The organism is Xylanibacter brevis ATCC 19188 (genome assembly GCF_000621725.1).
Taxonomy (GTDB): Bacteria; Bacteroidota; Bacteroidia; order Bacteroidales; family Bacteroidaceae; genus Prevotella; species Prevotella brevis.
In genome coordinates, this window is sequence record NZ_JHXM01000010.1 from 1 (window position 1) to 25,270 (window position 25,270).

Consider the following 25,270-nt stretch of genomic DNA (forward strand, 5'->3'; position numbering starts at 1 on the left):
TGTAAAGACGGTGACGTCAAAGCCGAGCTGTACTAATTGCCCGAAAGCTTTCGCTTAAACGCGCTTTTACTTTCAACTGTATGGTTTTGCCTTATGGTTATACTATCAGTTCTTGTGTGCAAGATGTCTACCTATACGGTTGACGTAATTGTCAATTATCAATTGTCAATTGTCAATACGAAACGAATATTAGGTGGTTATTGCGGCGGGGTCCCACCTCTTCCCATTCCGAACAGAGAAGTTAAGCCCGCTTGCGCCGATGGTACTGCAATGCAATGCGGGAGAGTAGGAGGCCGCCATCTTTACAGAGAGCCCTGATTCAACACTGAGTCAGGGCTCTTTTTTGTGCCCCCCCCCTCCTGGCCTCCCCAAGGGGGAGGAACAAGGGCCAGCCCCACCGCCCCCATGCATTTTTTTGCATTCTTGCAAAAACAATCTCGCGCCCTTATTATTGTTTCAAAAGAATAGCCCCGCCGCCCCCATGCATTTTTTCTGCATTTTTGCAAAAACAAATTTCCCGCTTGTTATAGTTTCCAAAAATTATTGTATCTTTGCCTGCGAAATGAATCAATTGATACGATCATATATCGCACTGAAGCGAATCACGCATTCCTTGGGGTTCGGCATTCAGTCGCCTACCGACTACCGCTTCTCGCGCTCGGTGATCAACGAGTCGTGGCCTTATTATGCCTACGACGACTTCGACGCCGAGCCCGACTGGCTGAAACGGAAGCTGGGCAAGCTCTACTTCCGACTGACGAACTTCCGCCAGCCTAGCACTATTATAGATATGGTGGGCGCAGCACCTTATGCTAAGAGAGCATGCCCAGGGGCTGAGGTGGTGAAGAACACGGACCATGTGGATATTGCCTTTGTACCTATCGAATGCGAATACCAGCAACTGCTGGACATGTGTGATGACCATTCTATCGTGATCTTCGAAGGTATTCACCGTAAGTTGCCGCTGTGGCACTGCATCGAATACGATCAGCGCACCACGATTACCTTCGACCTTTACTACTGCGGTATCGTGATGTTTAACCGTAAGCGGTCAAAGCAAAACTACCTAATCAACTTCTGACTACTCTATACCTTTTAACCTTATATGACTTAAACCTATGATTAAGATCTACACACGACGTGGCGACAGCGGACTGACCGACCTGATAGGTGGCATCCGCATCAAGAAGAACGATGTACGGCTGGAGGCCTATGGCACGGTAGATGAGCTGAGCTCGCATCTGGGGCTGCTGGCAGCCTGGATGGAGGGTGACGATGAGCATGACACCGTGCTACGCATCCAGAACGATCTGTTCTATGTAGGTTCGCACCTGGCCACCGACCAAACCACCACACGGCTCTTTGCCTCGGCCATCCTTCCGGAAGGAGAGACCACGATGCTCGAGGAACATATAGATCTGATGCAGGCCCAGTTGCCCGAACTCCACGGGTTTATACTGCCTGGAGGCTGTCAGGCAGCAGCGCAGGCACATGTCTGTCGTACCGTCTGCCGACGAGCAGAAAGGCGTGTCTTGACGCTTGCAGAGGTGGCACCGGTAGATGACGACGTGATTCATTTTTTGAACCGTCTGAGCGACTATTTGTTTGTTTTAGCAAAAAAAATCAATTTTCATGCTGGTCGCAATGAAATAATGTGGGAAAATGCTTGCAAATAAAAATATTTTTGTTATTTTTGCACACCTAAATCAGTAAAAATTTCAAAAACTATAAAACTATGTATTGGACTCTAGAATTAGCATCAAAGCTGGAAGACGCACCCTGGCCTGCAACAAAAGATGAACTCATTGACTACGCCATGCGTTCAGGTTGTCCTTTGGAGGTTCTCGAGAACCTGCAGGAGATTGAGGATGAGGGCGATGTCTATGAAAGTATCGAGGATATCTGGCCCGACTATCCCACGAAAGAAGATTTCCTCTTCAACGAGGATGAGTATTGATCATTTAATTATGCACTGATTTTACGTAACTAATTAAAAATAAGCAGCATGGATAAATCACCAAGATTTTCCATGTTGCTTTTTTCGGTCTTTTAAGTCTATCACTTACAGCCAGAGGGCGGCAACTATTCCCTATACTCAAGAATGTCGCCCGGCTGACAATCTAAAGCTTTACAGATAGCCTCGAGGGTGGAGAAGCGGATGGCTCTTGCTTTTCCAGTCTTAAGGATGGAGAGGTTAGCCTGGGTGATGCCGATTTTCTCGGCAAGTTCTTGAGATGACATCTTTCGTTTAGCCATCATCACGTCTACATTAACTATGATACTCATAGCATTAGGATGTTTAAACGGTAAGATCTTGTTCTTCTTTCAACTCCTTGCCCATCAGGATGATTTGCGAGATGATCATCAGTGCCAAACCTGTGATGATATACATGCTGTCGCATTCATTCTTGAATACGATGTAATAGTTAGCTATATGTACATGACTAATAAAATACTGTGTCGATATGTATGAAACAGCAAAAGTATAAAGATAAAGGGTGGTGAGAAGAATACCTGTTGTTTCTAGGTACTGAGCTACTTTGCTCACAAATATCTCACCTCTACGAATGCTTCGGATAAGTTTAAAGACCAAGATTCCTATCCATACCAAAACAACGGCAACTACCAGCAGTGATGAGAGTATGAGAATCCTGGGATAATATGACTGCACTTGTGAAGCAGGTACTTCAAGGTTCACCTTATTCAGATTAACCCTGTAGGTCTTCCCTGACGATTTAGACAGAATCACCTTTTGGTTTGGCAGATTCCTCGGCTCAACATTTACCGTATAAGAAAAGTATCGATGTCTGGTAGTGCGGACTTCCCCATTAGGAAGCGTGTCGGTGCTCATAAACTCTGGAGGACATTCTACTAATTCCAATTTTTCTTCAGCATCTGTCGAACAGGTGGAATAAGTGCTGTAATGGAACGTGTTGGAAGCGGCAAGAAAAATGATTGCTACAACAAATATGGTGCTGTAAATCTTTAGCTTTTTGTTCATAATCAACATAAATTTATTGTTAGTCGATAATTAATTTCGGTGCAAAAGTAAACATTATTATTTTAATCTCCAAAGAAAAACAGAACTTTTTTATCGAATATCAATAAAAACTGTTTCGTTCATAAAGAAAAAGGTGTACAGGCCACAAGTGGACTCGATAGTTTGTTTGTCTAACCCGCCAACAAATCGCCTTTGATGGTCTCAGACCGTGCAGTTTATTTGGCTAAAAATAGTTAATATTGGTGTAAGTGTTTGATAATTAGTTACGAACCAAGTTTTCAACGAGGATGAGTATTAAATAGTAGATTTCTATCTATCTAATCAGATATCAGCGAGATAAGCAAATGTTATTTGTTTGTCTCGCTGGTGTTTTATAGTAGTTTTGAATTGTTCGGAATTTCCGAACAGTTCTCTATCTGTCAACCTTTACACGTTGCGGTTTAATCGCTAAATAAAACTAAATCTTTATAGAAGAGTGGTTCGTTCAAATGGAAAATAACTACTTTTGCAGTATAAAACAATTCATTAAATAACGGTATTATGGATTTATTCGATCAAATTAGTGAAGATATTAAGGCCGCGATGAAAGCTCGCGACAAGGTGCGTCTGGAGACACTTCGCAACATCAAGAAAGTATTCCTGGAGGCAAAGACGGCACCAGGTGCCAACGACACACTGTCTGATGCTGATGCACTGAAGATTATCTCAAAACTGGCTAAGCAGGGCAAGGAAACAGCTGCTACCTATACTCAGGCAGGACGCCAGGATCTGGCTGACGCAGAGTTGGCACAGGTGGAGGTACTTGAGACTTATCTGCCGAAACAACTTTCTCAAGAGGAGATAGAGGTAGAGGTGAAGAAGATTATTGCTGAGGTGGGAGCCACAAGCATGAAAGAGATGGGAAAGGTAATGGGCACCGCCAGCAAGCAGTTGGCTGGAAAGGCCGATGGCCGCATCATCTCTGAGATTGTGAAGAAGCTCTTGGCATAACCTCTGTCTCTGGGTCTCATCATAGGCTATATAATAAAGCACAAGCCTCAATTCCCGATGCTTAAGGGAATTGAGGCTTGACTTTAGATAATGCATAAAAGTAAAAAGTACAAATCTTTTTGTGTTTTTTTTAATGTGGCGGTATGGAACAAGGTGTGGAATCGTACGTCGGCTACTTAATGAATGCTAAATATGACTGATTTTCAAGTAGATTTTGTAATTTTGCATCCGATATTCATGAATATCCCATAAACGACTATGAAAACAGACATACAGATTGCACGCGAATGCGAGTTGAAACCCATTGGCGAAATTGCAGAAAAGCTTGGTATCGATAAGGAAAATATTGAGCCTTATGGCCGTTATATGGCTAAGGTGCCTTTTTCGCTTATTGACGAAGAGAAGGTGAAAAAGAGTAAGCTGATTCTTGTGACAGCGATTAGTCCCACCAAGGTCGGTATCGGTAAGACAACCGTCAGCATCGGTTTGGCTATGGGCTTGAACAAGATTGGTAAGAATGCTTCCGTATCACTGCGTGAGCCATCGCTGGGACCCTGTTTTGGCATGAAAGGCGGTGCTGCCGGTGGTGGCTATGCTCAGGTGCTGCCCATGGAGAAAATCAATCTCCATTTTACGGGCGACTTCCATGCAGTGACCTCTGCTCACAATACCATCAGTGCTCTTTTAGACAACTACCTTTATCAGCATCGGAAAGAGGGCTTCTCGCTGCGTGAGATCTACTGGAAACGTGTGCTCGACGTGAACGACCGTGCGCTGCGTAATGTGGTGACGGGACTTCGTGGCGACGGCGTGGTCTCTGAGACAGGATTCGATATTACACCTGCCTCCGAGTTGATGGCCATCCTCTGTCTGGCTACCAGTGAAGAGGACCTGCAGAGACGTATAGAAAACATCCTGTTGGGTATCACCTCAGACGGAAAGCCATTCCGTGTACGCGATATGGGTGTAGCTGGCGCTATCACCGTGTTGATGCGCGATGCTCTTTCGCCTAACCTGGTACAGACCACCGAGCAGACACCTGCCTTTATCCATGGCGGTCCGTTTGCCAACATCGCTCATGGCTGTTCAAGCGTGATGGCAACGAAGATGGCTATGACCTATAGCGACTATGTTGTGACAGAGGCTGGCTTCGGTGCTGATCTTGGTGCAGAGAAGTTCTTTAACATCAAGTGCAGAAAGGCTGGGCTGCAGCCTCAGTTGGTGGTCATCGTGGCTACCACACAGGGTCTGAAGATGCATGGCGGCGTAGCTCTGGATCGCATCAAGGAACCCAATGCCGAGGGTCTGAAGGAGGGACTGAAGAACCTGAACCGTCATATCAACAACATGCAGAGTTTTGGACAGCCAGTGATTGTCACACTGAACCGTTTTGACACCGATACCGAGGAAGAGATAGCCATTGTTCGTAAGAACTGCGAAGACCTTGGCGTGGGCTTCGCTGTGAACGAGGCCTTCCTGAAGGGTGGCGATGGTGCAGTGGAACTGGCACAGAAGGTGGCAGACACCATCGGTCGAATACAGCCGTTGCCCGTGAACTTCACTTATCCTGAGAATGATACGATAGAAGGCAAGATAGAGAAAGTATGTAAGCGCATCTATGGCGCTGCTGCCGTGGAGTTCAGCAAGACTGGCATGAGGAAGCTGGAGTCTATTAGAACGATCTTTGCTGACGACAAGGACATCTGTCATTATCCTGTCTGCATAGCCAAGACGCAATATTCGTTTTCGGCCGACTCCACACGCTATGGCTCGCCCGAAGGCTTTACCATCCGCATTCGTGATGTTATCCTGAACTGTGGTAGTGAGATGATTGTAGCTATTGCAGGTGATATGCTCCGCATGCCAGGACTGCCAAAGAGTCCGCAGGCCGAACGCATCACCATTGTGAACGGTGAGATAGAAGGATTGTCGTAGTCAGCATCGACATTATAAAAAACAAGGAAGAAGAGGTTGACCTGTTCAGGCGGACTCTTCTTCCTTTCTAACAATCATTATTACAAACTAAAACTTAGTATGTCTCTCTGTGCCGGTGACTCATTTTAAAAGCACTTTCTTTTGCCCCTTCAGAAAGATCCCATGCAGATTGGCAGAGGGATTTACAACCTGTCCTAAGAGATTGTAGCAGTGCCCAGAGGTGTCGGTGTGCTGGTGGGTGGATGCTTGTGGAAAACGAATCCCGGATGCCCCGTACTCTTTTGGCGTCACCTGGAAATTGTCAAACCGCATGACGGTGTTGTGTGTACGGAAGCCCGCACGTCCGGTGATGTATGGTTTGGGGTCGGTATATGTGATGATGGGTGTCTCCATGTCGTCAATATAACAACGGATGGTGGCCCCTTCAACCTCAACTTTCATGTGATGCGGAACAGAGGGCGAAATGGTCTTGTTGACGGTGGTCAGGGTCTGCCAGCCATAGTTGTGCTTGCCCAGTGCCACTGAAGTGGCGCCCGCCATGAAGATGTATCCCTGCAGGAAGTCGGTTCCCAATACGGGGTTATCGTCGGCACCGCCCGTAGATGCATTGGTGGTGCGGAACAGCAGACCACCGTTCATGTCGTTGCTGGTGTAGATGACGTCGCACTCCACGGTATAGTCTGTGAGGTGGATGTCTTCGAAACCGCCCATCAGCATCTTTCCGTAACGGCCCGTTGATTCCAGTTGCCCATTCTGAATGGTCCAATTGCCTTCGCGATAGCCCCATTCATTGCTGAAGCCATTGTCGAAGTTGTCGGCCATGACATGTGGATGGGCTACACCAGGTTTGAAGGTGTACTCATAGAAGGATGGTGCACCATCGAGAACCTCTATCGAGAACGTATGTCGTCCGCCCTTCATCGAGAGGTTATAGATGGGCATGGTGGTAACCACCGAATTCGTTGCTGGCAACTCGATATCGTTGGCAATAGCCTTTCCGTCCAACAGCAGTCGAATGCGGGCTGTTGCCGAAGCATTGTATCGTAGGCCGAGGTTATAGATGTTGTCTTTCTGAATATTTACATGATAGGAAATCTTGCTGCCGGTGGCACTCTTCAGATAGTTGGACGTACCCACAGTCATGCCGTAGGATGTCAGCACAACATCCGCGCTCTTCTCCTTGCACATGGAAGCAGCCATGAGGCCCGGCACAGGCAGACTATAATCACGGATGCCACTACCATCAACGTAGGGGCTGATGGCTGTGTAAGAGAAGTCAGCAGCAGCACCATGTGTGATATAGCCAATCTGACCTCCATTCGTCTTTCTGATGATTTGGCATTTTTTCATGCCGTCAACATAGATATACGTAAAACGCTCGTTCTTCTCAATGCGGATAGCATGCCAGCATGCTGGATCGAAGTCGGCAGGCAACGCTATGGTTTTGTCGAGTAGGGTAGAGCCATTCACATAAAAGATAACCTCCATCTTCTTCTCGGCAGCGTTGATGAGCGCCTCACCATAGTTTTCTGCATCCTGATAAGAGAAGATGGCACCGAAAGAGCCCGTAGCTGTGGAAGAACGAAGGGTGAACTCTGCCGTGTATTGTTCGTATGCCCCTTTGTCGAAAATGATGGATTGCTGACCCTCTGTGGCAGTCTGAGTCAGATGGTCACTATTGGCTATCTTCCACTGGTCACCACTCAAAATGGTCCAGTCTTTGCCCAGTTCCTGACGCTCGAAATAGTCGTTGGCAGCAACGATGGGCTTGTCTTGTTCCCAATTGGTGGGGCCTGTCATCATCAACTTGTCGCCACACCATCCGATGCGTTCAAAGTTGAGCAGACGGCGAGCTTTGTTGTCCTGCAGGTTGTGGTAGCAGAAATAATAGGTGTCAAGATCTGGACCCACGAAGGCCGTTCCGTGTCCAAGAGCCTTATGGGTGGGTGTCTCTGTGTCAATCAGAATCGGGTTCTGGTCGCTTTGTGGGCGGAAGCCCGATAGCGGACTGCTGTTGCTGATGGCATAGTCGATGCGATAGCCGTTGGTCCACACGTGGTTGCCGGTGTAAAGCAGATAATAGAGCCCGTTGCGCTTGAACACGCATGGTCCCTCTGTCCATTGCCCTGTCATGCAGCATCCAAGATCTACATCATCACCATACGAGAGGTGCGTGGGCATGGTGCAGCCCCGAATGCCACCATTGTTGGCATGATAGAAATACCAGCTGCCATTGTCGTCGATAAACATAGAACCATCAATGTCGCGTCCCATGTTGCCTGTCTGATGAACAAACGGACCCAGCGGACTGTCGCTTGTAAGCATATAATGGCCGCCGCCTCGTGGCGATGTGCACATATAGAACTTGCCGTTCCAATAGATGACCTCGGGCGCATAGGCCACAGCCGTTGTCTCGTCGGTACAACAAATATAGGAAGAAGACCAGTTTACCAAGTCTTTCGAACGCCAGCAGTAGATGTTGCGGTCGCCAGCGCTGACATAGAGATAGTAGTAGCCTTTATACTTCATGATGTATGGATCGCCCAGACTTCTGTTGTCAAGTCCTGGCAGTACCATGGGGTTGACCCACTCATCAGTCTGTGGGATTGGGTCGATTTGTGGTGTGGTCTTTAACCATACCAGTTCGTCATAGGTCATTTGACCATCAATACGTAACCATCCATCCGACAAGGTTCCTGAGGTGAACGGATTCTCTTGACTAAAATCTTCGTCTAAGATGACTTGCGGTGTGTTGCTGTCGGCCTCTTTCTTTGTGATACGTACATTATCGAAAGATGCCTTCTCCGTCTTTCCAAGAGTGCCATCGTGTGATTGTCTGAATCCCATATTGGCGTATTGGAACTGTCCGTTCCGTTCATCGATAAGTATATCGTTAATATAGGTGCAGGCGTATTTTTCGTCTTCAACTTCAATGCGTATGTTGAATGGTTTTTCAACACCGATGTTCGCCTCCGAAGGTATGGGAATCTCAGCCAAGAGACTTGGATTGCCACCTGTCCAGCGATGTGGACGTAACAGTGGATGCGCAGGATCGGCAACGTTGACTTGCCACATGTAGAAATTCTGTGCGTCGGTCGAAGCAAAACAGATGCCTGCGCTAAGCTGATGGATGTTGACACGAGCCTCAATGGTGTATGATGAATGTTGTTCGATGGCTATTTCGCCTGTAGCATTCTTGTTGAGCAAGGCATCGTCAACAAGAAAAATGCTCTGGTTGGGGCGAAGCGTGATGGTCAGCATGGCATCATCACCGCTGGCTGTAAGGAGTGCAGGTTGGTCTGCGCCGTTATGAGGATTAAGAAGTGTCATTGATGCCGATGGAGACACATCCTTAAGACGAATGGTGCATTCGGCACTTGATGTGTCGATATTACCGAAGTAGTAAACATGATGTCCGTCAACTACCTTATGTAGGTAATTGAAAGGATGCTTACCACTGGTGAACTGTACGTCGGGCTGTGGTAACAGAGTGTCAAGAGCCGTCTTCATGCTCTCGGCTGTTGGCGTAGGAACGAATAAGGCAGGCGTATGCTGGCCTTCGCCATTCAACATACGATTGATGGTTTCTGCGATGCTGGTATCAGAACCTTTTGAGTCGGCACAACGCTTGGGCAACTGAGTGGTGAAAATGACACCAACCCCCTGTTCCCACGCTTCTTCAATTTTTTGAAGATTAGACGAGGAAATGGTTGACATGCCTGGCACAATAATCACCTTGAAGTGTTCCGTGTTGATGGTGTTAAGCATGTTCAGTTGTCCGTTGGATACCTCACAACGGTCATCGATGACTTCCGGATGAAGGTAGGTGAAATCGCACCCCAGTTCATCGGTTAGAAGACGTGATATCTCAGGATAATCGGTTCCTTCAACATCGACACCACCTTGGTAGAATCCTTTTGGACCGTCAAGATAATGACCTGCATAGAGTGTCTGAATAGGATATACCATTGCAACATCTGCTACATGGCGTGAAGGACGAGCCAGCAGGTAGTTCAAACGAGCCAGAAAACTATTGAAACGAGGTAGCTCAGCTTTGTAGAGAGGGTTGCGCCAAGACAGTTCTGGCAGGAATGTGACATCGCCATTGTTATACCACACGGCATGAGGTATGAGATGATTGATGCCTTTGGTATATTGCTCAATGGCAATGTGATAGAGTTCCTCGATAGGCAGATTCCCCATGTCGCCATAGGTCTCAGACATGACATAGGTCTTATCCCAGCAGTTGGCAGAAGACGACACCACCTTATAGAAATTCTCTGTAGGGCGTCCGCCACCGATCTTGTCGATACCAGGCATAGAGAGATATTTGCCAACTAGCATCAAGTCGCCAGCCACACTTGTAGGGTTGGCAATCTCTTCCTGATCTTGGTGTCCTGTAGCCAGAATGCCATGTGCACTGGCCCAATCACTGATGGTCTTCATGAATCCTTCGCTATAGAGCGCAGAATGAAGACCGAAAAGCAAGTTGCGGACCCATGGCGTGCGTTCTCCGATATTATACCATAGGGCAGGGTAGAGCTCTTCGGGTGAAAAGCCGTAACGTCGTTCAAATTGCTCGTTGAAGTCGCTGGTCCACATGCGTCCTTGTGCACGATACATGGTTGGCTCGTCGAAGAATGTTGAGACGATGGTTTTACCAAAGTCATTAGAATACTGCTTAAAATAGGCTTCGTGCGTATCTTGAATAAACAGTTTAACAGCCTCTGGAGAGAGGTAATCAACGTTGGGGTCGCCATCGGTGATGCACTGACATACCATGATGTGCCAACCTGTTTCATCTGGAGCTGTCCAAGTGAGTCGTTTCGTGTCCTCGTTGAGATTTGAGCGCAGATTGATAATCTGCTTGCTTTCAGAGTTCCATGCAACGACAGACATCAGCTTGCCGGTATAAGTCAACAGACGATTGAATGTAGCACCACGATCAATGCGATACTCAATCTTGTCAAGCCGCTTGACGGTATGATCAGGATGGTTGTTCATAAAGGTTTTGACGCCAGACCCATTGATGGCTCCCATACTGCCAGAGGGGAACCCATATTCGTCGTATATCGACATGTGGGCTCCTAACTGGCGTGCTTTCTCGATGGCACGGGCATAGAGCGCGAAATAGTCGGTAGAGAGGTACGAAGGACGAAAGTTGGTACCAAATGGCAGTATAGCACAACCACCATAACCATCGGTGTTGACCATCTGCTCAAGTTGCTCCTCAAGTGTTGAGGCATTGATGGTCGTGTTGTTCCAGAACCACAATGGTATGGGCCTGTAGTCCATGGGAGGCGTACGGAATAGTTTGGTCTCAAAGGTGACAGCTTCAGACGTGTTGTCGGCGGTGGTCTGCATAGGTTGAACCATCGACAGCATAGCAACGATGGTTAATCTTGCAGCATTCAGCGTTTTTCTAATCATTATTGCGTGTTCGAATTAATAGTCAAATAGAGAAAGAGGACGGAGTCGTATAGTTCCGCCCCCTTTCATCAATCATCATTATTACTTAACAAATTTCTTTCCTGATTTAATATAGATGCCTTTCTTTGTCTGTGACATGTTCACGTGGCGTCCCTGCAAGTCGAAGCTTTGGATGTTGTCATGCAGTTTTTGATTGCCGACGGTGCGAATGTCAGTAGAGATATTGTCAATGAACAACAGTGCATCAGTCGTCTCTTCGGGAACAGTGAAATAGGCTCCCAAGGCTGGCATGTTTTCTTCCTCAGTAGCCTTTTTCAGGTTATAGTTGTCGCCCAACAAGTAGAACGTCTTCCCGTCAGCAGTAGTTGACATGGGTGCCAGCAGACCACAGAATGCAAATCCTTCGTGAGTTTCAGATGTGGCTTCCTCGCAAACAAGGTCTATGCCAGTCAGTTCGATGGGGTCATTGATGTCTTTGGTGGGGAATACAAGATAGGGCTTTCCAGCTTCTGTTCCAGTGGTGATAGAAGAGAAAAAGAACGAAGAAGTGCTTGCGTCAATATTGCTGAGAGCAGCCACACGAGAATCTTCTCCGAAGAGTGATGTCAATTGTTCAGCTGAAAGTGCAAAGGGCAAACAGAGCGTGTTCCATTGGTTGGCAACAAATGTTTTCTTTAGTGTGATGTCACTACCCATTAACACCGGCAAGTTGGTGTTGTCTTCATTTTCGCTGATGAGCAAAGAGACCAGTGGATTCGCCTCTTGTAATAAGCGAGCTGCATAGGAACCGGCAGGAACATCTATAACCAGCTGGTTGTTGACGACACTTGTCAGTTCGTTGACGTCAAGATTGAAATAACGAGATTGACCACCGGTGAAATTGTCGTAGAGAACCACTGTAGGCTCGCCTTCGGTGTCATAAGTAGTCACTTTGATGTTGTCGATAAGACTCTTGTGCTCTATGTTGTTGGAACCATCAGCGCGGAAACCGATGCCGCCAAGATTGAGCAACTCAAGGTCGGTTATATCGTTCTGTTTGAAGGTGTCTTGTAGCTTGTCGTCTATATAGGTATATACGACGTTGCCGTCAACCTCAATCTTGATGTGATGTGGATTCAAGAAATCCTCAGCATTGAAGTCGGGGAATCGAGCACCAGCGGCGTGAGCTTTCCATTGCTCATTGCCACGGTCCAGATGGTAGTAGATGTTGGCTGAGCCATCGTTATAATAGTTGGGTGAAATCTGCCACATGTAGTTGCTGCCATTTTCATTCAGACCGAAGATGATAGAGATGTAGCCCTTCTCGATAGTTAAGTCGGCTTCTACAGCGTAGTGCATGTCAATGCCCTGTTTGAACATGTTGTCAGGAAAATAGCGACGTTCAGAGAGATCAACTCCATCGGTGCGAAGCGTGCCGTCTTCCCATATAGGATTATTCGTCCAGTTACCATCTGTCTCATCAAAGTCCTCGAAATAGAGAATTTTCTGAGAATCATCATCGGTAATCTTGAAATAGTCGAACGAGGCTGATTCATTGGTGTTACCATCATGATCCTGACGTGTGCCAATCATGCCATAACGGAAATCGCCATCGCGCTCATCAATAAGAACGTCAACATCATCGGCTGCTTTACGTAGGTAGGTGCGGGCATGGCTACCATTCGTAATCTCAATCTTGGTGATAAACCAATCGGTGGTGTTCAGTGTCACATCGCCGGTGCCTTTCTCTTCAAGCAGAGCTCCAGGATTCCAGTGGTGTGGCCGGAAGAGTGAGCGGTCGCCATTCTCTCCCACGTTGTACTGCCACATGTAGAGATTGCCACCTTGCCCTTGGCAGGCTGAGAAGATAATTCCCGCGCCGATAGCATTGATTTTGAACTTTGTTTCGATGGTGTAGTTGTTGGTAAATGTGTAACACCATGTCTGGACACTTGCCATAAATACAAGTGCCATAGTTAAAAATAATTTTTTCATTGTTTAGGCTGTTAGTTGATGATAATGGTTTTTGATTTATCGCCTTTGACGATATAAATTCCTTTTTTTAAGTTGTGTTGATCGAGGTCAGTACAAATATAGCGGCCTTGCAAATCATAGATAAGGTTGGCCTTCAGCTTACCCTCTGTGGCAGAGGGTAAGTGAATGGCCGTGGTCTTAAGTTTCGTTGTGAAGCGATAGCTGCCAGAACCCAGTCGATAGACCTGACAACCATTCTCGAAACCGACGTACTCTACGCCCTCAGCTTCGTTGGCGGGCAGGCTGCCTTCGAAGACAGTCGTATTCTCATTGGCCACGGGAAGATAGAGCGTGGCTGTGCTATTGGCAGGGATGGTGCAGTCGTAGGTGATATCGTCTTGATCTGTGGTTTGCCAGCCGGAACATATTTCTCCATAATGGCTCTGGTGATAACCCTTGGCACTGGTGATGATTTCCTGTCCAGTAGGCAACGTGGTGCGACAATCGGGTTGCGGTTGCAGAATGATATGACGGAAGCCAGGCTCTTTCGGGTCGTATTCAATGCCGAGCATATAGCGGTACATCCATTCGCCCACTGCACCATAAGCATAATGGTTGAAAGAGTTCATGCCCGGATCGCCGAAGCCACTCTCCACGGTATAGCTGTTCCATCGTTCCCAGATGGTTGTGGCACCCTGGTCAACGCTGTAGAGCCACGAAGGACAGTTGCGCTGCAGAAGCAGGTCGTAGGCATAGTCGTTGAGACCGAAACGCGAAAGGGTGGTGTTGAGAATGGCAGTACCGGCGAAGCCAGTGTTGAGCTTATAGCCATTGACGCGGATATTGCGCGATAGCAGGTTCTTGAACTTCTCTATCTCAGCATCGTCTTCCAGCAGGTTGTAGTCGAGTGCCATGAGATAGGCTGTCTGTGTGTTTTGACGTATAGAAGGCGTGATGTAACGACTACGGAACTCTGCCTTGATGTTCTGATAGAGTTCTTGATATGTCTGTGCTTTCTGTGCATAATCGTCGTTGTCGGTTTGACTGAGAGCCATAGACATTTGACTCATCAGTTGTGCAACTAGTCCATAATAGGCTACGGCAATGTAGCGTGTGTCAGTATTGACAAACGAAAGCCAGTCGCCCCAGGTCAGTCCACCACCATTATATTTATAGCCATCGAATACCTGCCTAGAGAGGTAGTTCATGTAGCGGGTCATAGACTCATAGTTCTCGCGGAGCACTTCCTTGTTGCCCGTCATCATATAAAGATTGTAAGGAACCAGAATACCAGCATCTGCCCATACGGTCTGTCCGAAGGGGGTGCCCCAACATTCGGGTGCAACACCAGGATAGGCGCCTTCTCCGTTTTGACCATCGCGCATGTCTTGCATCCATTTGCGATAGAACGACTCCATGTTGGCATTGAAAAGGCCTGTGCGAGAAAATACCTGTGTGTCGGCTGTCCATCCCAAGCGCTCGTCGCGTTGCGGACAGTCGGTGGGAATGCTAAGCAGATTGCCTCGTTGTCCCCAGGTGATATTCGAGAAGAGTTGGTTGACCAGCGCATTACTTGTTTCTACAGAGCCAGTGCCTTCTGTTGAAGAACTGATGGGCTGAGCCTCGATAGACAGGATTTCAACATCGTCACTGGGAGTAATCTCGCAATAACGGAATCCGAAGAATGTGGTAGAGGGATGATAGCTCTCGCCATCCGCATCACCGCGCAGGGTGTAGTAGAGTGACGCTTTTGCCGAACGCAGGTTTGCTAGATATGGCGTACCTCCAGGTCCATCGTTGCCACGGCTGCGTTCACCGGTGTCATTAAGCATTTCGACGAAGCGTATCTTCAGTCGGTTGCCTGTCTGTCCTTTCACTTTGAAGTTGACCCATCCTACAATGTTCTGACCGAAGTCGATGACCACCGACTGACCTTTCTTCAATGAAATAGTGCCATCACCCTCTTGTGTTGATATGACATTGGCCATGCCAAAGTCTGTGCCTGTTGACTTACTGCCTTCGTGAATGGTAGCAGTGCGTATATGCTGGACAAGGTCGGGCAGTGTCAACACATATCCGCCGGTGAACGCGTTCACCTCACCATTGAACTCGTGGTTTTCTTCCACGCCGTTCCAGTCGCTATCGTCATAGTCGGCGGCAGTCCAAGACGAGGCAACTCTCGCATCATAGATTTCACCATCGTAAATATCGCCCAGCTTTAGTGCACCCTTCTTGGACGAAAGCCAGCTGAGGTCGCTGACAATCACGTCTTGCGTGTTGTCGTCGTAAGTGATGAGAAGTTTAGCAAGAAAACCCTCGGTGGGAGAACCATAGGCACCATGCATCACAGCACCAGCCCACCAACCTGGAGTTACGATGGCTCCAATGGCATTCTTTCCTTCTTGCAGCAGAGAGGTGACATCGTGCGTGCTATAGAATACGCGCTTACGATATTCGGTCCATCCTGGTTTCAACTCTTCGTAGATGGTAGTGCCATCGGGCTGAACATGTCCTGCACGCTGGCCGTTCACAAACAGGTCATATACGCCGAGACCTGACGTGAAGAGCGTGGCAGAAAGAACCTTCTTGTTGACGAAGAACGTCTTGCGGAACATCGGCATGCCGTCTGTGGTGGTCTGCATGACCTTCTTTTCGCCAGATGCTGATTTGACATGGCACATCTGGTTGTTCAAGAACTTCTCGACGTCAGCATCAAAGAAATGGTCGGACGACAGGGCCTCGAAGTCCTCGTTTATCAACACAGAAGGCGCGCCCTCGCTGTTATATTGCGTCAGCACGATATTGTCGAAATAGGCCTCCTCGCCGGTGTTGTTGTCAACGCGCATGCCGATATTGCCCATCACGGCGCTGCCGCTATTGTCGTTGAAGGTGTCCACGAGGATATCGTCAATATAGGTGCTGATGACACCATTCTTCACTTCTATCCTGTAGTGATGCAGATGGCCGGTAAGGTCGGCTTTTGAGAACTGGGTGAACTGAGCATCGTTCCAGGTCAGGTTGCCATTGACATAGACATGGTGTCGAACAGAGGGATTGGCATTGTCGTTAACATTGATTTGCCACATATGATAGGTGTTTCCTGAGGTAGCAGAAAAGACGACGGCTGCGGCAGCCTTAACGATATACATGTCGTAGTCGATACTGAAGTGTGTCGTTTCCTCGTTAGCATCCTTCTGCCAAACAAGCACGTGGTTGTTGGTAGAGCCCACGATACGCAGTTTTCCATCGGTTACGGTGCCACCTGAGAAGAGGCTGCCAGAAGAGAAATCTTCGGAGAAAAGTACGGTTTCATCGGACTTCTTGACTTTGATGTCGTCGTAAACTCCTACTTCGGGTAGTCCGTCGCGCTCACCATGATCCTCGCGCATGCCAATCTTGCCAAATTTAAAGTTGCCGGTGCGCTCGTCAACCAGCACATCGTTGATGTATGTGCGTGCGAGCGAGGCATTGGTCACTTCGATGCGTAATGTAAACTCGTCAGTATTGTTCAGAGCTACTTTCCCTGTGAGATTGATGTCTGCAAGACAGGCAGGATTGCCATTGCTCCACACATGCGGGCGCAGACGAGGATAGTCGCCCTCGGTATTCAGCTGCCAGTAATAGAAGTTGCCGGCATCCTGCATGGCAAAGCATAGGCCTGCAGCTGTGTGCTCGATGGTTATCTTGCTCTCAACGGTGTAGTCGGCAATCACCTCGGGCGTCTGGCCAGAGGCATAATCACTATATTGAATCCATTTGGCGTTGCTCCATCCTGAACCCAGCAGGCCTGTGTCGAAACAAGCCTTTTCTGTGGAAGTGGCCTTGCCACCTTTGTTGTCACAGACCGTCACTTGCCAATGGTAGCGCGTAGCCGGTTGTAAAGGCAGGTCCTTGATGGTGACGTGGGCGGATTCACTGCTCTCCACCATTCCCGAATCGTAGATGGGTTGAGCGTCGTTTGCATCGTTAAAAATCATTAGTTGATAAGCAGTTTGCACCACATTTCGTTCGTCGGAATGCAGTTGCCATGAAAATTGAGGCGACAGTACATCAATGCTATTAGGATTGCGCAAAGATTGTACGCGCAGGTGGTCTACCGTAAGAGCATAAGATGAAATGCTACTGACAGTCATTACGAATAGACTTAAAATACTTGTTTTAAACATAAGAGGTTAATTTATAGTTTGATTAGGTATGTGAAACGTGTGGCAAAGGTACATCAAAATTCAAGTGAGATAAGGAAAAAAACTATTCAAAAAAGGATAATTTCTTTCAACAGGCTGAATGGGGCGGATTACTTACTTTGCTTTTTGAGAAGCTACCTTTGCTTTTTGAGATAAGTGGTTTTTTGACACCAGAAAAGTGCCACTTTCATTACGGCAAAGCGGCACTTTCATTACGGCAAAGCGGCACTTTAGTACGACTAAAGTTATACTTTGCCGTAACCAAAGCTATACTTCGCTATGACCAACGTGTTTATTTGGAATCGGAACTGTAGAATTTTGCCACCAGCGCACCGCTGATGTTGTGCCAAACACTGAACACGGCACCAGGGATGGTGGCAAGTGGGAAGGTGGCAAAATGAAGTACGGCCAGTGATGAGGCCAACCCGCTGTTTTGCATGCCTACCTCGATGCTGAGGGCCACACACTTGGGTTTCTCAAGACGGAGCAGGCGCCCCAACAGGAAACCCACGGACAGGCCCAGCAGGTTGTGAAGCATGACAACGAGGACAACCACCATGCCGCCAACCAGCAGACGATCGGCACTGTGAGCCACGATGATGCCAACGACCAGCGCAATGACTACCGATGAGAAAGCGGGTAGATAGGGTGTGACAGCCTTTGTAAGGCTGGGTAGGAAGTGCTGACAAAGCAATCCTGCCACGATGGGCGCGATGACCACATAGACGATGCTCTGCAGCATGCCCAGTGTATCAACATCTACCATCGTACCTGCCATGAGCCAAACCAGAAAAGGTGTCAGCAGCGGAGCCAACAAGGTAGAGGTGGCCGTCATACCGACAGACAGCGGAAGGTCGCCCTTGGCCAGATAGGTGATAACGTTAGAAGCGGTACCACCAGGACAGCAGCCCACCAGGATGACACCCAGCGCCAGCTCTTTGGGTAAGGCGAAAAGCCAAGACAGCGTCCAAGCCAGCAACGGCATGACGGTGAATTGTGCCAGACAACCGATGAAGATATCCTTTGGACGACTCAGCACGATGCGGAAATCATGAGGTGAGAGCGTCAGTCCCATGCCAAACATGATGACGCCGAGCATGGGGTTGATGGTCCAGGTGTCTATCCAAATAAAAGAATTGGGAAACAACAAAGAAATACCTGCAACGAGCAAGACCATGAGTCCCATCCAACGGGCTATGAAATTACAAATACTTTTCATATAAATATAAGGTAAGGCAGAAAATAGGTGCTTTTAATATGCCTCTGACTATTAATTGAGTGCAAAGATAAGCATTTTTACAAGAAAGTGTTTCGATTGCGCAAAAAAAGTATTACCTTTGCACCCGAAAAGATTGAATAAGGTATTTTAAATAAGTATTATGAGAAAAGAATGGAGAGGTTTTAAAGGAACCAAGTGGACTTCAGAGGTCAATCTGCGAGATTTTATTCAGAACAACTACACGGCTTACGAAGGCGATGAGTCATTCCTGGTAGGTCCTACCGAGGCAACCGACCAGTTGTGGGGTCGTCTGCAGGAACTCCAGAAAGAAGAGCGTGCCAAGGGTGGTGTGCTCGACATGGAGACTGAGATCGTGTCAAGCATGACTGCTTATGGTCCTGGATACATCGACGAGAGCAAGAAAGACCTGGAGAAGGTAGTAGGTCTGCAGACCGATAAACCCCTGAAGCGTGCATTCATGCCCTTCGGTGGTATCAAGATGGCAGAGCAGGCTTGCACAAACTATGGTTACAAGCCCTCAGAAAAATTGCACGAGATCTTTACCAAGTATTGCAAAACCCACAACGACGGTGTGTTCGACGCATATACCGAGGAGATGAAGCATGTACGTCACAACCACATCCTGACTGGTCTGCCCGATACTTATGGCCGTGGCCGTATCGTAGGTGACTATCGTCGTGTGGCTCTGTACGGTATCGACTTCATCATTGCCGAGAAGGAAGCTGACAAGCGCAACTGTGGCGCCGGCGTGATGAGCGATGATATCATCCGTCAGCGCGAGGAGATCTCTATGCAGATCAAGGCTCTGAAGGAGATGAAGGCCATGGCTCAGATCTATGGTTTCGATATCTCTCAGCCTGCTAACAACGCACGCGAGGCCGTTCAGTGGCTGTACTTCGGCTATCTGGCTGCCATCAAGACTCAGAATGGTGCTGCCATGTCTGTAGGTCGTGTGTCAACATTCCTCGATATCTATATCCAGCGTGACCTCGAAGAGGGTACACTGACTGAGAGCGAAGCACAGGAGCTGATCGACCACCTGGTAATGAAGTTCCGTATGGTGAAGTTCGCTCGTATTCCTTCATACAATGAGCTCTTCTCTGGCGACCCCGTATGGGCAACACTGGAAGTAGGTGGTATGGGCATGGACGGTCGTCACATGGTGACCAAGAACGACTACCGTTTCCTCCACACACTGGAGAACATGGGTCCTTCACCCGAGCCTAACCTCACCGTGCTGTACTCTCCCCGTCTGACAGCCAACTTCAAGAAGTATGCTGCCATGATTTCGGTGAAGACCAGCTCTATCCAGTACGAGAACGACGAGGTAATGCGTCCTGTATGGGGCGACGACTATAGCATCTGCTGCTGCGTAAGTGCTACACAGACCGGTAAGGAGATGCAGTTCTTCGGTGCACGTGCCAACCTGGCTAAGTGTTTCCTCTATGCTTGTAACGGTGGTGTTGATGCTAAGACACGTGAGCAGGTCGCTCCTGGTTTCCGTCCTATCAAGGATGAATACCTCACATGGGAGGAACTGGAGCCTCGCTTCGACCAGGCTATGGACTGGTTGGCTGGTGTTTATGTGAACACTCTGAACCTGATTCACTACATGCACGATAAGTACTTCTATGAGGCTGCCGAGATGGCCCTGATCGATACCAACGTACGTCGTACCTTCGCTACCGGTATCGCTGGTTTCTCTCACGTGGTTGACTCAATCTCTGCTGTGAAGTATGCTAAGGTGAAGATGATCCGCGACGAAGAGGGCTTCAACGTTGACTATGTAGCTGAGGGCGACTTCCCCCGCTATGGTAACGATGACGACCGCGCTGACGAGATTGCAGTATGGTTGCTGAAGACCTTCGTTAAGAAGATCCGCAAGCACGCTACCTATCGTAACGCTACTCCTACTTGCTCTATCCTGACCATCACTTCTAACGTGGTTTACGGTAAGTACACCGGCAACCTGCCCGATGGTCGTCGTGCTGGTACTCCTCTGTCACCTGGTGCTAACCCCAGCTACGGTGCTGAGAAGAACGGTCTGTTGGCTTCGCTGAACTCTGTGGCTAAGCTGCCTTACGAGTATGCACTCGATGGTATCTCTAACACACAGACCATCAGCCCCAACACGCTGGGTCACAACGACGAGGAGCGTGCCACCACACTGGTTCGCGTGATGGACGGTTACTTCAGCCGTGGTGCTCACCACCTGAACGTGAACGTGTTTGGCGTTGACAAGCTGCGCGATGCTATGGAGCATCCCGAGAAGCCCGAGTACGCTAACTTCACCATCCGTGTATCTGGTTACGCTGTGAAGTTCATCGACCTGACTCGTGAGCAGCAGGAGGATGTAATCGCACGTCAGTCGCACGAGAGCCTCTAAGTCAGGCTGTCGAGTATAACCGAATAACTAGTATGACTAGCAAAGGCTATATACATTCCACCGAATCCTTCGGCTCCGTTGATGGGCCGGGGATTCGGTTTCTGATTTTCTTGCAGGGTTGCCACATGCGCTGCCGCTACTGTCATAACCCAGACACATGGAAAATTGGTGATGGCGAGAAGGCAGGCACAGAGGTTACCGTCGATGAGCTCCTCAAAAAAGCCGAGCGTTATCGCAGCTACTGGGGCGAAGAAGGCGGCATCACGGTGAGTGGCGGCGAGGCCCTGTTGCAGATTGACTTCCTGATAGATCTCTTTGAGGAGGCTAAGCGTCGAGGTATCAATACATGTCTGGACACTTCTGCCCAACCGTTTAACCGCAACACAGATTTCTTCTCGAAGTTTGAACGACTGATGCAAAGCACCGATCTGGTGCTCCTGGACATTAAACACATAGACTCGGAGCGCCATCAGTGGCTGACAGGTCATCCCAATGAGCGCATCATAGACTGTGCCCGCTATATGGACGAAATAGGACAACCCATGTGGATTCGTCATGTGCTGGTGCCTGGTATTACCGACGACGAAGAACAACTGACGCGTCTGCGTGCCTTCATCGACACACTGCACAATGTGAAAAAGGTAGAAGTGCTGCCTTATCACACGTTGGGCACTTTCAAATGGGAACAGCTTGGCGTAGAATATACGCTGAAGGATGTACCAACACCTACTTCAGAACAAATTAAAATGGCAGAGCGGATACTGGTGAAGTAGCCGCTTTTTCCTATTATTATATAATAAAAGGAGAACCCTTACGTTATAATAAACGTGTTTAGGCGAATTCTGTTGATATTGGCCCTCAGTGTTGTGACGGTGCTTGAAGTCAGTGCACAATACGATCCTTCGTTCAGTCATTACTGGACGATGGAGACCTCGTTCAACCCTGCTTCTGCGGGAAAACAGGAGAAAATCAACTTTGTGGGAGCCTACAACATGACGCTGACTGGTTTTGAGCATAGTCCTAAGACCATGTATGTCTCTGCCGACATGCCTTTCTTTATGCTTGGCGGGTATCATGGCGTCGGTGCACGCATCATCAATGATGCTATCGGTCTCTTTTCGCATAAGACATTCGCTTTGCAATATGCCAACAAACAAAAACTGTTTGGTGGAACGCTGAGCATCGGCTTGCAGGCAGCAATGCTGAGCGAAACGTTTAATGGTTCGAAACTGGATCTTGAAAAAGGTAGCGACCCTGCTTTCTCTACGTCGGAAATAACCGGTTCTGCCTTTGATCTGGGTGCAGGACTCTACTATCAGCAACGTCACTGGTATGTTGGCGCTTCGGTGCAACATGCACTGGCTCCTACCGTAGAATTGGGCGAAACTAACGAAATTGCAGTGTCGCAGACGTATTATTTTACCGGTGGATGCAATATTCAACTGAGAAATCCGTTCTTATCAATACAGCCCTCTGTTTTAGGACGCTTCGACGGTGTGGGCTATAGGGCCGATGTGACGAGCCGACTAACCTATAAGCATGAAAACAGAGTCATGTATGCCGGCTTAGGCTACAGTCCTAGCAATTCGGTGACAGTGTTCTTGGGGGGCGACTTCCATGGTGTTCGACTGGGCTATGCCTACGAGATATATACCAATGACGTCAGTCTGGGAAATGGTTCCCACGAGCTGTTTGTCGGTTATCAGACCGACATTGACCTGTTTAAGAAGGGTCGCAATCGTCATCAGTCAGTAAGACTGCTTTGACCATCAAAAGAATAAAACGAAGCTTAAGAATATGAAGAAGAATGTAATGATAGTACTAAGCGCCATGATGGTGTTGCTGCTTGCCAGTTGTTTTGGCGGCAAGGAGACAACATCTACTGGCGGTGAGCTGACTGGAGCATCAGGACGCGCGTTCTCTGAACCTGCTCCTTATGGCATGGTTCTTATCAAGCGTGGTCATCTGCGTATGGGCATGGAATCTGTTGACTCGCTCTGGGGCAAACAGACACCTGTGAGAGATATCTCAGTGGAGGGATTCTGGATGGATGATACCGAAATCACCAATTCGGAATACCGCCAGTTCGTGAACTATGTCCGCGACTCTATCATCCGTCAGCGTCTGGCCGATCCTAACTACGGTGGCGATGAGAGCTACATGATTGTGGAAGATAAGAACGGCGACCCCATCAAACCTCATCTCAACTGGAAGAAGAACCTGCCCCGTAAACCCAATGACGAGGAGCTGCGCGCCATGGAGAGCGTCTATGTGACCAATCCCGTGACGGGCGAGAAGATGCTCGACGCCAGTCAGATGAACTTTCGTTACGAGGTATATGACTATACAGAGGCTGCACTGCGACGCAACCGCCTGAACCCCGAAGAGCGTAATCTGAATACGGATGTTCAGGCCAACCCCAACGAAGAGGTATGGATCTCTAAGGACACGGCTTATATCAATGACGAAGGACGTATCGTACGCGAGACCATCAACCGTCCTCTTTCTGGTCCTTGGGATTTCTTGAACACATACATTGTCAATATATACCCTGATACGACATGCTGGGTGAACGATTTCCCCAATGCCGATAACGAGGTGTATATGCGCAACTACTTCTCGGCTCCTGCCTATAATGACTATCCCGTGGTCGGCGTGACATGGGAACAGGCCAATGCCTTCTGTGCTTGGCGTACAGAGTATTTGCTGAAAGGATTGGGTGCTGCTGCCCGCTATGTACAGCGCTATCGTCTGCCGACAGAGGCTGAGTGGGAGTATGCTGCTCGTGGTAAAGACCAAAACGAGTTCCCCTGGCAGAACGAGGATGTGGCCAGCGGAAAAGGATGCTTTTTTGCTAATTTCAAACCCGACAATGGTAACTATACCAAGGATGGCAACCTGATAACCAGTCGTGCCGGTATCTACTCAGCCAATTCTAATGGGTTGTTTGATATGGCCGGTAATGTGGCTGAGTGGACATCCACTATTTATACCGAGGCTGGCGTAGATGCCATGAATGACATTAACCCTCAGTTGAAGTATAATGCTGCCAAGGAAGACCCCTATCGCTTGAAGAAGAAGAGCGTACGCGGTGGTTCGTGGAAAGATCCCGAGAGCTATATCCGTTCGGCATGGCGCTCATCGGAGTATCAGAACCAGCCTCGTTCATACATAGGCTTCCGTTGTGTGCGCAGTTTGGCAAACACCACAAGTGATAAGGCTCGTCCTGCAAAGGCAAGCGCTAAGAAGACAAGGAAATAACTAAAAATTTGAAGTAGAATGACTATTTACAGTAAATTCAATATCGTCTATCGCTTGCAGAAGTGGATAGATAGTGTTCCAGGACAGACATTCTTGAACTATGCTTATAGCTGGGGTGCCTCTATCGTTATCTTGGGTACGCTCTTCAAACTGACCCACTTGCCTGGTGCCAACTTCTTCCTGTTCTTGGGTATGGGCACCGAGGTGTTCGTGTTCTTTATTTCGGCTTTTGACCGTCCTTTCGACAAGACAGCCGATGGCATGGAGTTGCCTACGCATGTGGGAATGGTTGCTGGTGGTCAGGTACCGGAAGGCAATATTGAAGACCTTGACATCCCCGAGACTCAGGGCAATCAGCCCGCTGCTGCTATTGGTGGCGGTGTAGCTGGTGGCGGTACCATCATCATCGGTGGTGGTGTGGTCGGCGGCGTTGCCGGTGGTCAGCCAGCTGCAGTTGGTTCGGGTGCTGCTGAGGCTGTCAATACAGAAGCGATCGCAGCTGTTTCTTCGTCGGTAGGTACCATGGCTGGCGGTACAGTAGTATCTCCTGCACCTGCTGTCAACCCCGAACTGGAGGAGGCTACTTCAAATTATGTGGATGAACTGAAACGACTCACCGAGATGTTGCAGAAGGTATCCGTGCAGAGCGAGCGCCTGACGCGCGACAGTGAGGAAATGGAGAACCTCAACCGCACGCTCACCGGCATCTGCAAGGTTTACGAGATGCAGTTGAAGGGTGCAAGTCAGCAAATCGGTACTATCGATGAAATCAATGAGCAGACCCGCAAGATGGCCGATCAGATTGTAGAGCTCAATAAGATCTATGCTCGTATGATTGAGGCAATGACGGTGAATATGCCTAAGAATCCTCTAAGTTAAGTGGCTTTTAT

At 48.4% G+C, this 25,270-nt stretch carries 16 protein-coding genes and 1 rRNA gene; 11 read left to right on the forward strand and 6 right to left on the reverse strand.

Annotated elements, in window-relative coordinates; translation table 11 throughout:
* Positions 1–189 precede the first annotated feature (189 nt).
* The 4 genes from rrf (at position 190) to T433_RS0106400 (ending at position 1,957) form a co-directional block, all read left to right on the forward strand.
* Positions 190–302, forward strand: a 5S ribosomal RNA gene (gene rrf, locus T433_RS0106380).
* A gap of 260 nt (positions 303–562) precedes the next feature.
* Positions 563–1,081, forward strand: coding sequence for a hypothetical protein (locus T433_RS0106390; protein ID WP_044109382.1), 519 nt, complete (start codon positions 563–565; stop codon positions 1,079–1,081).
* A gap of 37 nt (positions 1,082–1,118) precedes the next feature.
* Positions 1,119–1,676, forward strand: coding sequence for a cob(I)yrinic acid a,c-diamide adenosyltransferase (locus T433_RS0106395; RefSeq protein ID WP_027455273.1), 558 nt, complete (start codon positions 1,119–1,121; stop codon positions 1,674–1,676).
* A gap of 59 nt (positions 1,677–1,735) precedes the next feature.
* Positions 1,736–1,957: a DUF2795 domain-containing protein gene (locus T433_RS0106400; protein WP_027448922.1), complete on the forward strand. Its 222-nt coding sequence runs from the start codon at positions 1,736–1,738 to the stop codon at positions 1,955–1,957.
* 125 nt (positions 1,958–2,082) lie between these two features.
* On the opposite strand, the gene T433_RS0106405 is transcribed toward T433_RS0106400, so the two are convergent.
* Together T433_RS0106405 and T433_RS0106410 are read right to left on the reverse strand one after the other, a co-directional pair.
* Positions 2,083–2,286, reverse strand: a complete 204-nt coding sequence (locus T433_RS0106405) for a helix-turn-helix domain-containing protein (RefSeq protein ID WP_027455274.1) — start codon at positions 2,284–2,286, stop codon at positions 2,083–2,085.
* A 13-nt stretch (positions 2,287–2,299) separates the two neighbouring features.
* The gene (locus tag T433_RS0106410) at positions 2,300–3,001 is read right to left on the reverse strand and encodes a DUF2975 domain-containing protein (RefSeq protein WP_162164181.1); all 702 of its coding nucleotides are present in this window, start codon (positions 2,999–3,001) and stop codon (positions 2,300–2,302) included.
* 540 nt (positions 3,002–3,541) lie between these two features.
* Between T433_RS0106410 and T433_RS0106415 the strand changes: the two genes are divergently transcribed.
* Both T433_RS0106415 and T433_RS0106420 read left to right on the forward strand, forming a co-directional pair.
* Positions 3,542–3,991, forward strand: a complete 450-nt coding sequence (locus T433_RS0106415; protein ID WP_027448925.1) for a GatB/YqeY domain-containing protein — start codon at positions 3,542–3,544, stop codon at positions 3,989–3,991.
* A gap of 258 nt (positions 3,992–4,249) precedes the next feature.
* Positions 4,250–5,926, forward strand: coding sequence for a formate--tetrahydrofolate ligase (locus T433_RS0106420; RefSeq protein WP_027455276.1), 1,677 nt, complete (start codon positions 4,250–4,252; stop codon positions 5,924–5,926).
* A 120-nt stretch (positions 5,927–6,046) separates the two neighbouring features.
* Here the strand turns inward: T433_RS0106420 and T433_RS16205 are convergent, their stop codons facing one another.
* The 4 genes from T433_RS16205 to T433_RS0106445 all read right to left on the reverse strand — a co-directional run bounded on the left by T433_RS16205 (position 6,047) and on the right by T433_RS0106445 (position 18,712).
* Positions 6,047–11,356, reverse strand: coding sequence for a family 43 glycosylhydrolase (locus T433_RS16205; RefSeq protein WP_081778399.1), 5,310 nt, complete (start codon positions 11,354–11,356; stop codon positions 6,047–6,049).
* Between the two features lie 81 nt (positions 11,357–11,437).
* On the reverse strand, positions 11,438–13,309 hold the full coding sequence (locus tag T433_RS0106435) for a hypothetical protein (RefSeq protein ID WP_027455277.1): 1,872 nt from the start codon (positions 13,307–13,309) through the stop codon (positions 11,438–11,440).
* Between the two features lie 32 nt (positions 13,310–13,341).
* Positions 13,342–17,475, reverse strand: coding sequence for an alpha-L-rhamnosidase (locus tag T433_RS14850; RefSeq protein ID WP_081778400.1), 4,134 nt, complete (start codon positions 17,473–17,475; stop codon positions 13,342–13,344).
* Positions 17,476–17,785: 310 nt separating this feature from the next.
* Positions 17,786–18,712: a bile acid:sodium symporter family protein gene (locus tag T433_RS0106445; RefSeq protein WP_027455278.1), complete on the reverse strand. Its 927-nt coding sequence runs from the start codon at positions 18,710–18,712 to the stop codon at positions 17,786–17,788.
* A 160-nt stretch (positions 18,713–18,872) separates the two neighbouring features.
* On the opposite strand from T433_RS0106445, the gene pflB reads away from it, so the two are divergent.
* Genes pflB through porL form a run of 5 tightly spaced genes read left to right on the forward strand, consistent with a single transcriptional unit; the run spans position 18,873 to position 25,259 of the window.
* Positions 18,873–21,119 (forward strand): formate C-acetyltransferase, encoded by a 2,247-nt coding sequence (gene pflB, locus T433_RS0106450; protein ID WP_027455279.1) that lies wholly within the window; start codon positions 18,873–18,875, stop codon positions 21,117–21,119.
* Between the two features lie 32 nt (positions 21,120–21,151).
* Positions 21,152–21,892, forward strand: a complete 741-nt coding sequence (gene pflA, locus T433_RS0106455; RefSeq protein ID WP_027455280.1) for a pyruvate formate-lyase-activating protein — start codon at positions 21,152–21,154, stop codon at positions 21,890–21,892.
* A gap of 54 nt (positions 21,893–21,946) precedes the next feature.
* Positions 21,947–22,885 (forward strand): PorP/SprF family type IX secretion system membrane protein, encoded by a 939-nt coding sequence (locus tag T433_RS0106460; RefSeq protein WP_027455281.1) that lies wholly within the window; start codon positions 21,947–21,949, stop codon positions 22,883–22,885.
* A 31-nt stretch (positions 22,886–22,916) separates the two neighbouring features.
* Positions 22,917–24,380: a T9SS ring complex lipoprotein PorK/GldK gene (gene porK / locus T433_RS0106465; protein WP_027455282.1), complete on the forward strand. Its 1,464-nt coding sequence runs from the start codon at positions 22,917–22,919 to the stop codon at positions 24,378–24,380.
* Between the two features lie 18 nt (positions 24,381–24,398).
* A complete protein-coding gene (gene porL, locus T433_RS0106470; RefSeq protein WP_027448933.1) occupies positions 24,399–25,259 on the forward strand; it encodes a type IX secretion system motor protein PorL/GldL in 861 nt (286 codons plus the stop codon).
* Positions 25,260–25,270: the final 11 nt, after the last annotated feature.